General features: G+C 43.3%; 13 protein-coding genes. 12 read left to right on the forward strand and 1 reads right to left on the reverse strand.

Annotated elements, in window-relative coordinates; genetic code table 11:
* Positions 1 to 115: 115 nt before the first annotated feature.
* The 6 genes from J7E38_RS02275 (at position 116) to J7E38_RS02300 (ending at position 6,494) form a co-directional block, all read left to right on the forward strand.
* Positions 116 to 1,246 carry a conserved virulence factor C family protein gene (locus J7E38_RS02275; protein WP_214708175.1) on the forward strand — a complete coding sequence of 377 codons (1,131 nt, stop codon included), beginning with the start codon at positions 116 to 118 and terminating at the stop codon, positions 1,244 to 1,246.
* Between the two features lie 162 nt (positions 1,247 to 1,408).
* Positions 1,409 to 3,121 carry a dihydroxy-acid dehydratase gene (gene ilvD, locus J7E38_RS02280; protein WP_214708174.1) on the forward strand — a complete coding sequence of 571 codons (1,713 nt, stop codon included), beginning with the start codon at positions 1,409 to 1,411 and terminating at the stop codon, positions 3,119 to 3,121.
* A gap of 81 nt (positions 3,122 to 3,202) precedes the next feature.
* Entirely contained in the window at positions 3,203 to 3,637 is a 435-nt protein-coding gene (locus J7E38_RS02285) for a BrxA/BrxB family bacilliredoxin (protein ID WP_214708172.1), read from the forward strand.
* A 159-nt stretch (positions 3,638 to 3,796) separates the two neighbouring features.
* Positions 3,797 to 4,603, forward strand: coding sequence for a class I SAM-dependent methyltransferase (locus J7E38_RS02290; protein WP_214708170.1), 807 nt, complete (start codon positions 3,797 to 3,799; stop codon positions 4,601 to 4,603).
* Positions 4,604 to 4,961: 358 nt separating this feature from the next.
* Positions 4,962 to 5,543 carry a YpjP family protein gene (locus J7E38_RS02295; protein ID WP_214708168.1) on the forward strand — a complete coding sequence of 194 codons (582 nt, stop codon included), beginning with the start codon at positions 4,962 to 4,964 and terminating at the stop codon, positions 5,541 to 5,543.
* 162 nt (positions 5,544 to 5,705) lie between these two features.
* Complete coding sequence (locus J7E38_RS02300) at positions 5,706 to 6,494, forward strand: TerC family protein (RefSeq protein ID WP_214708166.1); 789 nt, start codon at positions 5,706 to 5,708, stop codon at positions 6,492 to 6,494.
* A gap of 110 nt (positions 6,495 to 6,604) precedes the next feature.
* Here the strand turns inward: J7E38_RS02300 and J7E38_RS02305 are convergent, their stop codons facing one another.
* Positions 6,605 to 6,865 (reverse strand): hypothetical protein, encoded by a 261-nt coding sequence (locus J7E38_RS02305; RefSeq protein WP_214708164.1) that lies wholly within the window; start codon positions 6,863 to 6,865, stop codon positions 6,605 to 6,607.
* Positions 6,866 to 7,137: 272 nt separating this feature from the next.
* Between J7E38_RS02305 and J7E38_RS24250 the strand changes: the two genes are divergently transcribed.
* The 6 genes from J7E38_RS24250 to J7E38_RS02330 all read left to right on the forward strand — a co-directional run bounded on the left by J7E38_RS24250 (position 7,138) and on the right by J7E38_RS02330 (position 12,258).
* A complete protein-coding gene (locus tag J7E38_RS24250; protein ID WP_353049931.1) occupies positions 7,138 to 8,136 on the forward strand; it encodes a YceG family protein in 999 nt (332 codons plus the stop codon).
* On the forward strand, positions 8,060 to 8,707 hold the full coding sequence (locus J7E38_RS24255; RefSeq protein ID WP_214708160.1) for a YceG family protein: 648 nt from the start codon (positions 8,060 to 8,062) through the stop codon (positions 8,705 to 8,707). Before J7E38_RS24250 ends, J7E38_RS24255 begins: the two co-directional genes overlap by 77 nt.
* Positions 8,708 to 8,711: 4 nt before the next feature.
* A complete protein-coding gene (locus J7E38_RS02315) occupies positions 8,712 to 9,809 on the forward strand; it encodes a toxic anion resistance protein (RefSeq protein WP_215038154.1) in 1,098 nt (365 codons plus the stop codon).
* Between the two features lie 326 nt (positions 9,810 to 10,135).
* On the forward strand, positions 10,136 to 10,837 hold the full coding sequence (locus J7E38_RS02320; RefSeq protein ID WP_214708156.1) for an anthrax toxin lethal factor-related metalloendopeptidase: 702 nt from the start codon (positions 10,136 to 10,138) through the stop codon (positions 10,835 to 10,837).
* A 144-nt stretch (positions 10,838 to 10,981) separates the two neighbouring features.
* Positions 10,982 to 11,776, forward strand: a complete 795-nt coding sequence (locus J7E38_RS02325) for a thymidylate synthase (protein ID WP_214708154.1) — start codon at positions 10,982 to 10,984, stop codon at positions 11,774 to 11,776.
* Positions 11,773 to 12,258: a dihydrofolate reductase gene (locus J7E38_RS02330; protein WP_214708152.1), complete on the forward strand. Its 486-nt coding sequence runs from the start codon at positions 11,773 to 11,775 to the stop codon at positions 12,256 to 12,258. Before J7E38_RS02325 ends, J7E38_RS02330 begins: the two co-directional genes overlap by 4 nt.
* The last annotated feature ends 97 nt before the right edge of the window (positions 12,259 to 12,355 follow it).

Raw genomic sequence — 12,355 nt, forward strand, 5'->3', positions numbered from 1 at the left:
GTTTAACACAGCTGCTTTCTATGGTTGGACCATAACTATAATGGTTCCTAAATGCGATTGTTCACTTGTTATGTTAAAATGGCTTCATTCCTGAAAAATATAAAGGGGTGGGAATGTGAAAATTATATCAATTGAACCAACACCAAGCCCGAATACGATGAAAATCAATCTGGATGAAGAACTTCCAATGGGCAAGAGCAATAACTATAAAAAGGACTCGGCGGCCGGGGCACCGGAAGTCGTTTTAAACATATTGGATATTGAAGGGGTAAAAGGGGTTTACCATGTGGCAGACTTCCTTGCAGTCGAAAGGAATGCCAAATTTGACTGGAAGGTCATTCTTCCTGAAGTGCGGAAAGCGTTCGGCGAAGATGCAGAGGAATCTGGAAATGGTGCCCCTGCAATCAATGAACACTTTGGCGAAATCAAAGTGCTCGTCCAGGTGTATAAAGGGATACCAATGCAGGTGAAGCTAACAGATGGAACAGAAGAGAAGCGGTACGGACTTCCAGAATTATTTGTGAAAAAAGTAGGAGAAGTTCAGACACCGGAAGATAACGTGGTAATGGTCCGAAGGTGGAAAGAACTTGGAGTCCGATATGGCGAATTTGAACAGGTTGGAAATGAGGTTGTCGAAGAGCTTTTGGCAGCTTACCCTCCGGAGAGGCTGGAGGATCTGGTCAAGTTAGCGAAAAATCCAGCGCAGGAAGCCCAGTTGCAAGCAGCAAAGAAGAAAATCAGGCTAACGGAAGCTGATTTGGACAATCCTGATTGGCGCATCAGATATCAGCTCCTTGAACAGATGGATGACCCGACAATAGATGACCTGCCTGTACTTGAAAAAGCGTTACAGGATGAGAAAGCCTCCATACGCCGCCTGGCAACAGTGTATGTAGGAATGATTGAGGATAAAAATGCACTGCCTTTATTGTATAAGGCCTTGGAGGATAAAACCGTTACAGTTCGCAGGACAGCGGGAGATTGCTTATCGGACCTTGGATTCCCGGAAGCGATGGACGCAATGATGAAGGCTCTCAAAGATCAAAGCAAGCTTGTCCGCTGGCGTGCCGCCATGTTCCTGTATGAAGTTGGGGATGAGCGGGCATTGCCTGCATTAAAGCAAGCTGAAGATGATTCCGAATTTGAAGTAAGCATGCAGGTGAAATTGGCGATTGCCCGGATTGAACATGGCGAAGAAGCAAAAGGGTCAGTATGGAAACAGATGACTGAATCAAGAAAACAATAATCAATAAAAGACACACAGGAAAATGCAATATTTCCTGTGTGTTTTTTTTTTATCCCGATGAATCCGCTTACAAATATTTAATAATTAAAATATTTAGATTATTATTGCAATTAGTTTTGAAAAGAGGTAAGGTAATGAATAAAAAATCGGGAGGGACAATCAATGGGAAAAGATTTAAGAATTAAAAGTCATGTTTTCAGTGATGATGCCAGGAAGGCACCAAACAGAGCGATGCTTCGTGCAGTTGGCTTCAATGATGAGGATTTTAAAAAGCCGATGATCGGAATTGCAAGTACCTGGAGCGAGGTTACTCCGTGTAATATACATATCGATAAGCTGGCTGTTAAAGCGAAAGAGGGAGCGAGAGCAGCGGGTGGTGCTCCTCTGATTTTCAATACAATCACTGTGTCCGACGGTATCTCGATGGGAACGGAAGGGATGCGCTATTCCCTGCCGAGCCGCGACTTGATTGCTGATTCTATTGAAACAGTAGTCCAGGGAGAAAGCCTTGATGGATTTGTCGCAATTGGCGGCTGTGATAAAAATATGCCAGGCTGTATGATGGCGATCGCAAGGATGGATCTTCCCTCAGTTTTTGTATATGGAGGGACAATCAAGCCTGGAAAACTGGATGTCAAGGATATTGATATAGTATCTGCGTTCGAAGGGGTTGGCCAGTATAATAAAGGCGCCATCGGCGATGGACAGCTGCACAAAATTGAGTGTCATGCTTGTCCGGGTTCGGGTTCGTGCGGAGGGATGTATACAGCCAACACGATGGCCAGCGCGATTGAAGCACTCGGAATGAGCTTGCCGGGCAGTTCATCCCATCCAGCTGAAACGGATGAGAAGCGGGATGATTGCTTTAAGGCCGGGGAAGTGGTTTATCAGATGCTTGAAAAGGATATCCGTCCAAGACAGATTTTAACAAAAGAAGCTTTTGAGAACGCGATTACCGTGGTAATGGCACTTGGCGGGTCCACAAATGCGGTGCTCCATTTGATGGCAATCGCCAATGCGGCTGAAGTTGACCTTACCCTTGAAGATTTTAATAGGATTCAGGAAAAAGTCCCTCACCTGGCAGACCTGAAACCAAGCGGGCAATACGTCATGCAGGATCTTTTCGAAGCAGGAGGAGTCCCAGCTGTCATGAAGATGCTTTTAAAAGAAGGAATGCTTCATGGAGATTGTCTAACGGTTACTGGCAAAACAATCGCAGAGAACCTTCAGGAATTCCCGGACTTGAATCCGGGCCAAAAAGTAATCCGGCCGGTTGATCAGCCTTTCAGAGAAAATGGGCCGCTAGTGGTCATCAAAGGGAATCTTGCCCCGGACGGAGCAGTAGCAAAGGTTTCTGGCCTGAAAGTGAAAAGTATGACAGGTCCAGCAAAGGTATTTGACGATGAAGAATCAGCATCAAAGGCAGTGATGTCCGATGAAATCGTTGCCGGTGATGTATTGGTCATTCGTTATGAGGGGCCAAAAGGCGGACCGGGCATGCCTGAAATGCTGTCATTATCAGCCATCCTTGTTGGAAAGGGCCTGGGAGAAAGTGTGGCCTTGCTTACAGACGGAAGGTTTTCTGGAGGAAGCCACGGCCTTGTCATTGGCCATATAGCTCCTGAAGCCCAGGTTGGCGGCCCGATTGCCTTGATACAAAACGGAGACATGATTACGATTGATAGTGAACAAAAAGTGTTATCAGTGGCGCTGAGTGATGAAGAACTTGCTGCCCGCAAACAGAACTGGACACCGCCGGCACTGCCATCGAGAGGGACTCTGGCTAAATATGCTCGACTTGTTTCCTGTTCTTCCAAAGGAGCTGTAACGGACCTTTTTGAAGGGGAAAAAGTACAGGAGCCCGTTCATTCCTAGACTGTGGCGTTCTTTTATTGCGTTTGGCCCAAATAATATAGTATGCTAACACTGCAAACCAATGTTTGGGAGGGAATATTTATGTCAATGGCATATGAAGAATATATGAGGCAAATGGTCAAGCCGATGCGTGAAGAACTGACTCGCGCAGGTTTCAAAGAATTGCTTACTGCAGATGAAGTAGAAGATTTCATGGAAAGTGCGGAAGGTACCACTTTGGTCGTTGTTAACTCTGTATGTGGCTGTGCGGCAGGTCTTGCCCGTCCATCAGCAACACAGGCAATTTTAAGAAGCGAAAAGAAGCCCGATCATTTTGTCACGGTTTTTGCAGGGCAGGATAAGGAAGCGACTGCAAAAATGCGTGAATATTTTACAGACCTTGAGCCTTCTTCACCATCTATGGCATTGTTGAAGGGAAAAGAAGTGGTTCACTTCATTCCTCGTCATGATATCGAAGGCCAGCCAATGGAAGCGATCATGGAGAACTTAACTGCTTCGTTCGAAGCTAACTGCTAAAATTATTTGCGGGATATCCCGCAAAATGCACGGGTCGGCTTTTAGTTGCAATCGTAATCTTTTACGATGGGGTAAAATCCATGTGAAATCAGATTTGCCAATCGGGAAAGGATGTCAAATGACGTCCTTTTTCTTTTTTTAAGCCAGGAGGTGTTTGTTGTGTTTGTGACAACAGCGGGCAGGACGGATGAACATATGACTGCCCAGGCAAAAGCAATTGCGGCCGAGTTTGAAACGGAGTTTATTCCAAGAAAGAAAAGATCGGTTTCAAAGCTCCAGGAACAGATAAAGGATGACTGCCTGGTAGTTGGAAAGGAAAGACTGGAGCTATTTCCGTTCGGGGAGACAGAGCCTTTCTTTTTTCATCCCAATTCAGCGATGTTTCGCATTAAAAGACTTATGAACGGGGAAAGAGATCCTCTTATAGACGCAGCACAATTGCATGAGGGGATGAGCTTCCTTGATTGTTCTCTTGGTCTTGGTTCGGATAGTATCGTGGCCAGTTTTGTCGTCGGTGAAAAAGGTTCTGTAACTGGAATAGAGGCAAGGCAGGAGCTTTCCTATTTAGTGAAGAGAGGCCTGCGTATGTGGGATTCTGGCAATGAACTGATCAACAGGGCGATGGAAAGGATTCATGTAATTAAAGGTTATTCACTGGATATCTTAAAAGAAATGGAAGACAACAGCATCGATTGTGTTTACTTTGATCCAATGTTTGATGAGTCGATCCTTGAGTCGGATGGAATCAGGAGCTTAACGAATTTTGCTGTTTATGAGGGACTTTCGGATGAACTGATGGATCAGGCAAAGCGCGTTGCCAGGAAGAGGATTATTCTCAAAGATCATTTCAGGAGCAGGAGATTTGAAGAGTACGGTTTCAAAGTAATCGTCAGGAAATCAGCAAAGTTCCACTTTGGAATCATAGCAAAAGATGGTGGATGTGAAGGGCCTATTTGGCTTGAGTGACGGACAATAAATGGATTTTTACTGTCCGTCCACAAAAACTCCACGGCTCAATCAGCAATGGCTAAATAAACAAAATAAGCTAGCATAAACAAACTGACAGCTATAGTGATCCACTCCATATTTTTGACCCCCTTTTTAACTCAATAAACAAGCCTCTAATATTTCCTTATAACCATTTTTGAAAAATCTGAAACCCATCGCCCACATATACGTATAAACAAGTTATAATGATATTAAACCAACGTACTGATATTATTTTTACCAGGACAGGCTGCATTAAATCATATTTTAACAATGCTGATAGATTTTTATTTTAACAGTTAATAATTCTTCCTATTTACATAAGGATGTGATCCAAATGCCTGCATGGCTCCGTAAATCGTTAGTTGTCATGATATCGATTGTTACCTTTGGGATGGTCTCTCCTGCCCAGGTGAATGGGTTCCTGACAACTACAGCTGAAAGATCAGATAGATCGACTGCCGCTGAAACGGCTTACCTTGATTCCCTTGATGACAGTTTTGATGAAGATGTGGAGCGGAACCGGTTCATTGACAGGGCGATGAGGGAAGCTGAACTTCAGTCCTTCGAGAAATTCGGTGGAAAAATTGGCCCAGTGATTGAGGATGAATTCAGGCAGACAATCTTGCCGAACATTGAAAAGGCAATTGAAATGGTAGCTGTGCAATATCCCGGTGAAAAACTCAATACACTGCAGATTACCGAAATGCCTGGCGGTGGCGAGTCAGAAAAGATCTTTCATATAATTGGAGACAATGGCAAGGACATTATCCGCTTCCATGTCAGAAGGGACCAGCCGCCAAAGGATGGTCACTGGTTTAACTTCCATTACCATACCTATCATGACGAGTTCCAGACTCATTATGAGCTGGGAAGAATCTTCTGGGCGAAAAACACTCCTCCAAAATGGAAAAGTTGAATCAAATCTGCCCGCAGGCACTGTGATTAAATGCTTCTCATTTTTTTGGCTGAAATAGGACTTAAATTAAGAAAAACGAAATATGTTTTTAGTAAAGACCCGGCTGATGCTGGGTTTTTCTATACATGGACCTAGAGCTGAAAAATGGGAGGAACATCTAGAATGGCGGACATCATACAAGGTTTTGTTGATACTTATGCCCAATTTTTCAATTGGGATATGTGGATCGAGGTATTAACGGATCCAGTTAGCTGGGGGCTGATCGGGACTCTCATCATCCTTGAAGGACTTTTATCTGCTGATAATGCTTTAGTCTTGGCTGTAATGGTAAAGCATTTGCCTGAAAAACAGAGGAAAAGGGCGTTGTTCTATGGATTGCTGGGCGCCTATGCGTTCAGGTTCATTGCCATCGGAATCGGTGTATACCTTATTGAATTCTGGTGGGTTAAGGTTCTTGGCGCCGGCTATCTTGCCTGGCTGGCGACTAAATACTTTATGGAAAAGAAAAAAGGAGAGATCCCGGAAAACGGAGAAATTCCTGAAATTAATAAAAGTGGGCTTCTGATCCGAATGTTCGGGACATTCTGGGGCACGGTTGCCGCAGTGGAATTGATGGATATTGCTTTTTCCGTGGATAGCGTCCTGGCAGCACTGGGGATCAGTGAGGAAGTTTGGGTATTGCTGCTTGGCGGGATGCTGGGTGTTCTGATGATGCGGGGAGTTGCAGGAATCTTCATCAGATTGATTGAACGGATCCCTGAACTTGAGACAACAGCATATATCCTCATTTTTATCATATCTGCAAAAATGCTGGCCGGTGTTTTCGGTCTTCATATCGAACATGCACATTTCTTTATTCTGCTGCTAATCACCTTCATAGCAACCTTTGTAGTTCACTACACGAACAAGAAAAAAGCTGCAGAAACGGAGCAGCAAAAGAATGTCCAATAAAACGAGTCAGGGAACAGATGCATGTCTGTTCCTCTTTTGATGGACAGAAATCCAAACGGCAAGCAAAAGTGTCCGTAATCAGGTTCATGATGGACAGAGATATAGCAAACTCACTTTATTTGAGTTACATCCTTTTCTTTCGCTGCCTTCCTAATCAACAGGAATAAGCAGGCAAGTGAAGAATAGATAATGATGAATGTGCCGGTTATCCTGGTTAACGTGAATGTTAGTGGCATGAGCAGGAGGGTGAGAATGAACGAATAGAATAACAGATCAAATAATACCAGCCAGCCAGAAGACATAGCCTGCCAGACCTGGGATAATTCCTCTTCCAGCTCGCCAATAGGCTGTCTCTTATATAAGAAGCGCATGTGCGTCACCCTTCCAGATTGAAGTATTTATCTATATGCAGGGACGGCTTTGAAAGTGAAAATCAGACATATTCCTGATCCGTGAAACATTTTTAGAACCTGCACGTAAAGGTAGTAGAGGTTTGCAGTTGGTTTTTCCATTATAATGGAATCAGATAGCTTGGCAGCGACTAGTAACGATTTTTTGTTCAGTGGGATGTGATTCTATGTATTCATCAGAGTATCATATAGTGAAGCATGCATTACCTTTAACAGACGGGAACTGGTTGTCTATGTTAAAAACTCCAGCACATGAGCGGCCGTCTTTTAAAAAAGATGGCAATTTCATACATATAGGGCAGGTTGCAGCCAGTTTCACAGGTATTCCGCATGATGAAGATGAATATTATAACCAGTTATATGATTATGTTCACTCCCATGACCTGATATTGCTAAGCGAGGAGATAGTAGTCAGCAGATTGGAAGCTGCCCGTATGCTGACAATACAAAAAGCAGTTTCCACCTGCCAAAAAAGAAATGTTTCAATAAAAGACATTGTCTTAATCCTCGAAGAAAAGGATTTGCTGCTGAAGTCCGATCATCCCATCATCAACCGCCAAGTAAAACTCGCACTGATGGAAATGCTCAATCTATATAGTAAAAATGAAGACGTGGGACTGGCGGGCGAAAGTTCCGTTAATATCCTTGACGATGTCCTTGGCTGGACCCTCGGCCAACTTGGCCAACATTTGGGAAAGGCAGATCCAGAAAAGAAGATGCCAGCTTTTCTTTGGTATGGAAATTACACAAAAAGCCACCAGTACTTACTGTTCCTTTTGCTGGAAATAGGCTGTGATGTCATATCATTCACACCGGCAGGAAACGACGCCCTTGAAATGGCTGCACAGGAGGGATTCCGCTGCTTTTTGCATGAATATCCCGAAAAGCAAGATCCAGAAAGGTTTCCGACTGAACATAGAAATAACAGCGCTACAGTAGCGTATCAGGCTTCAAAAGAAATCGAAAACATTCTGACGGATGCTGGAAGATTATTGTATAAAAGATGGCAGTTGAGAGACTATGTACCTTCGGTTATCACTCTGAAAACAACTTACGAAGAATTGTTCCTGGTAGCAGAGGAAAAGGCGATGGTGAGGCCATATTTTGAGATGAAAGATAAAACGGTTAGGGTTCCTGCGCTGTTCGCTAAAATCAATGGGGTCAGCAATAAGCGGAGAGAGTATTGGAAGCTTTCATCGGCTTGTTCTCCAGGAGAATGCACTACTCGTTAAAACGCTCCCATTTTCCACAGGGGCCAATAGTGATTTTCGGTTTCATTATCACAAGGCTCTCGACAGAGACGGACTGCTTGACCCGAAAAAGATGGCCGGCGCACACTATTGGAAATACCATCACATGCCCGAATGGCTACAAACAGCTATCGCATCAGCAATCAGGAGGATTTGTGCCGATCCGGGGCTGAAGCCTCAAAACAATGAGAAAGTAGATGATATCAGGGTCTATTTGTTTACACAGTCAATGCAGATACCGGAAGGCATATTGAAAATGCTGCAGAAGTTCGATTTTTCCCAGGAAGTGCCGAAGGTGATCATTTACAATAACGAGCTGAATGGAACCATTACCAGGCCAGACGCAGCCCTGCTGCTGTTATTGAACCAGTTAGGCACAGATTTGATCATTTATAATCCTGCAGGCCACAGCGATATTGAAAAATTCATTGAAAAGAGAGTCTTTGTTACCCATTGGCTTGAGGACGTAGTATTTGAACAGGAACTAAAGGAACCTTCTGTCTTGCAAAAAATCATTGTTCAAGGACTATTCAAAAGTCTAAGGAGTGATTAGGTTGATGTTTCCGATCAATGATCAAAATGTAAGCCCTTATTCGGATCGTTCCCCAGGGAAGTGGAACGATGCAAAGGTGTCAAAATTAAAGCAGGCGTTGTTAAAAGAACAGGAGGTCCAGCATCTGGCCAGGAGCATTGATGAGCAGGATCTTATCAAAATTCTTGAATTTGGAATGGAACCTGCTGTTGAGGTTTCCCGTTTCTCTGATCAGCTTCTTGATTTTATTTTGAAGGATAACCAAGCGGATTATGGGCACATACTCAACCAGCTGGGGAAAGTTATGGACCGCTTTGACAGGAAGGATTTTGAAAAAACAGCAGTCGGATTGTTTAGCAGACTATTCAAGAAAACTGGGAATGTAATGGATAGATTAATGAGTAAGTATCAGTTGATTGGCAACGAAATAGATCAAATATATGTGAAGATCGTCAAATGCAAAAGAGAAATGGCAGAAAGGTCGACTAGGCTGGAGAAGTTGCTTGAACAAAATTACCAACATTACTTGACGCTTGAAAAATATATAGTCGCTGCCGAAATGAGGCTCAATGAATGGAAAGCAAGCGAAGAGATGAGACTGGAACAACCTGTTACGAATGGTGATCTTATGGTCTCAATGGAAGTTGACCCATGGAGCAATGCGGTAGAAGCTCTTGAGCAAAGAATTCATGACCTTGAAATGGCTAAAATGGTTGCATTGCAAGCGGCACCTCAAATAAAGATGCTGCAGAGCGGAAACGACAGGCTGGCTGCCAAGATGAACTCGGCATTCGTTAGCACCATTCCTATTTTTAAGGATGGATTGATCCAGATCATCGCTGCGAAAAGACAGAAGTTGCTTGCCGATTCCTTGAAAGAGCTGGGCAAAAGGACGAACAGGATAGTCTTCGTGAAGAGCAAGAACATCAATGGGCAAAGCAGGGAAGTTCCCGCAGTTTTGGATATGCCGAGCATTACAATCGAGATGATTGAAGAATGTTATCATATTATTATGAAAGGTATGCAGGAAACCAGGTCGCTCGAAGAGGAAAATAAACGGTTGGGAGAAAAAAGCAAAGAGCGTCTGGTGAAACTGCAACAAACAATAGGACCACCACATTGATCAATCCAGTGGCATACTCATCCATTCTGCACGGATGAGTCTTTTTGTTTTTTAACGATAAATAATGGATTTTTCCGCTAACAAAATCTCTCATTCAAACTTTTTAATCCGCTGACAAACTACCAAAACTTAAACATAAGTATAACCTCTTCCCTTTTATAGAGAAAATCCACAGCAATAGTATGTTTCCTGAATTTCTCAGCCAGCAGGCAAGCGAACATATGTTATAATTTTAATAGATTACTAATGAGAAATCCCTCACTCTATCGTTATCCACATTTATTGTTTTTCGTCCAGAAAAAACTCTTCGGGAAAGGGGATAATGCATGCGAAAAGTTTTTCAAATATTCGTGGTTATCATTCTTTCCTTCACACTTCTAGGAAGCTCTAATGCCAATATGGATGGCATTTTTCTTTTTGAATACCCTAAACAATCTTTACTGTATGAATCTTTGGCTCCTGAAAAAGCCAGTCTGGCAGGAAACCTGGTGGTACTTCCTGAGGATGACTTCGATCAAGTGGAAGCAGCGAAGATTATCGGGCGTCTCACCCTTTTGCCAGAATCCATGATCAAGAAAGCAATCAATCAAAATATTAAAGTTCGATTATTTGAAGGCAACCTCACTGATAATCCTACGGCCAGTCACTTAAAGGGGGTCATTCCGCGGGGCTACACATCTAAACGGACATGGGACCAGGTTCCGGGAATTGGAGGATCCAGAGTTGTTCTTGTTAAAATTGGAAGCAGTGAGAAGGGAAAGGGGCACGGGTCGGTCAATCTTGAATTGCACGAGCTGGCACATTCACTCGACCGGCATGTCTATGACGGAATCAGGGAGGAAGAAAGGTTCCTGACGATATGGAAACAAGAGAGCCGCCTGCTTTTTCCCGGCAGGGCGTATTTCCTGGATTATCCGGAGGAATATTTTGCCGAATGCTTTGCTATGTACTATATTGGCGGGATGCCTGCACGTTTGTTGAAGGAAGCAGCTCCGCAAACCTATCATTATATTGAAGGACTGAAATAGTATTTTTCAAGAATTCTGTTAAAAACAAGCAGGAATCCTGATAGGGAACATCAAAGATAAAAAGAGGAATATCCTTTATTCCATCCGTTATACTTGCTAAAATGAATAGAAATAAATCGTAGGTTTTGAAGGGCAGGGAAATTCATGAAACAATATCTAGAATTATGTAAACATGTCTTGGACACAGGTGTAAAAAAGGAAGACCGTACCGGTACAGGGACAATCAGTACGTTCGGCTACCAGATGCGTTTTAATCTCCAGGATGGATTTCCGCTGCTGACGACCAAAAAGCTTCACCTAAAATCGATCATCCATGAACTGCTTTGGTTTTTGAATGGTGATACGAATGTTAAGTACTTACAGGAAAACGGTGTAAGGATTTGGAATGAGTGGGCAGATGAAAATGGTGAACTAGGGCCGGTGTACGGACATCAGTGGCGCTCATGGGACGGTGCTGATGGGGAAACCGTTGACCAGATTTCAGAATTGATCCATACAATCAAAACCAATCCTGATTCCAGAAGAATGATTGTCAATGCATGGAATGTAGCGGAAATTAAGAATATGGCCTTGCCGCCATGCCACTGTATGTTCCAGTTTTATGTAGCCGATGGCAAGCTTTCTTGCCAGCTATACCAAAGATCGGCGGATGTATTCCTTGGTGTGCCATTTAATATCGCTTCCTATGCGCTCCTGACAATGATGGTTGCCCATGTTTGCGACCTAGAGCCTGGCGATTTCGTGCATACCTTTGGTGATACGCATATATACTCTAACCATGTTGAACAGGTTAAACTCCAGCTGACAAGGGATCCTAAACCATTGCCAAAAATGAAGCTGAATCCTGATGTCAAATCGATCTTCGATTTTAAATTTGAAGACTTCGAATTGGTTAATTATGAAGCACATCCTCATATTAAAGGGGCAGTCAGTGTATGATTTCATTAATTTGGGCAATGGACGAAAATAGAGTAATTGGTTACCATAATCAGCTTCCCTGGAGGCTTCCCGAAGATTTAAAGTTTTTCAAGCGTGTAACGATGGGACATCCGATCATGATGGGAAGAAAAACCTTCGAATCGATAGGCAAGCCGCTACCCGGAAGAGAAAATATTGTGGTAACACGGGATGAAAACTACAGGCCCGAGGGCTGCACAGTCATGAACTCCATTGGAGAATTTAGGGACTATGCAAATAAAAAGGAAGAAGAAGTATTCGTCATCGGCGGTGCGGAGATTTTCAAGGAAATTTTGCCGGAAGCGGACAGGCTTTATTTGACAATGATCCATCATCAGTTTGAAGGAGATACCTTCTTCCCAGTGTTCGACATAGAAAAGTGGAACCTCCAAACAAGGGAAGTCGGTCCAAAGAATGAGAAGAATCCATACGATTATGAATTCCTTATTTTTAAACGCAAATAGCACGTACATTGAAGCAGTCCTCAAAAAGGATTGCTTTTTTCATTTAGGAACAATTATGAAGAGCTGTCAAAGGGAGAGTGTACGTAGATTAAAATAT

The sequence above is a fragment of the Bacillus sp. ISL-35 genome (assembly GCF_018613355.1).
GTDB lineage: Bacteria > Bacillota > Bacilli > Bacillales > Cytobacillaceae > Mesobacillus.

Excerpts from the sequence above, each read along its gene's own strand:
- ilvD (WP_214708174.1), top strand. The coding sequence starts at position 1,409 with ATGGGAAAAGATTTAAGAATTAAAAGTCATGTTTTCAGTGATGATGCC.
- J7E38_RS02285 (WP_214708172.1), top strand. The coding sequence starts at position 3,203 with ATGTCAATGGCATATGAAGAATATATGAGGCAAATGGTCAAGCCGATG.
- J7E38_RS02295 (WP_214708168.1), top strand. The coding sequence starts at position 4,962 with ATGCCTGCATGGCTCCGTAAATCGTTAGTTGTCATGATATCGATTGTT.
- J7E38_RS02300 (WP_214708166.1), top strand. The coding sequence starts at position 5,706 with ATGGCGGACATCATACAAGGTTTTGTTGATACTTATGCCCAATTTTTC.
- J7E38_RS02305 (WP_214708164.1), bottom strand. The coding sequence starts at position 6,865 with ATGCGCTTCTTATATAAGAGACAGCCTATTGGCGAGCTGGAAGAGGAA.
- J7E38_RS24250 (WP_353049931.1), top strand. The coding sequence starts at position 7,138 with ATGTTAAAAACTCCAGCACATGAGCGGCCGTCTTTTAAAAAAGATGGC.
- J7E38_RS24255 (WP_214708160.1), top strand. The coding sequence starts at position 8,060 with ATGGGGTCAGCAATAAGCGGAGAGAGTATTGGAAGCTTTCATCGGCTT.
- J7E38_RS02315 (WP_215038154.1), top strand. The coding sequence starts at position 8,712 with ATGTTTCCGATCAATGATCAAAATGTAAGCCCTTATTCGGATCGTTCC.
- J7E38_RS02320 (WP_214708156.1), top strand. The coding sequence starts at position 10,136 with ATGCGAAAAGTTTTTCAAATATTCGTGGTTATCATTCTTTCCTTCACA.
- J7E38_RS02325 (WP_214708154.1), top strand. The coding sequence starts at position 10,982 with ATGAAACAATATCTAGAATTATGTAAACATGTCTTGGACACAGGTGTA.
- J7E38_RS02330 (WP_214708152.1), top strand. The coding sequence starts at position 11,773 with ATGATTTCATTAATTTGGGCAATGGACGAAAATAGAGTAATTGGTTAC.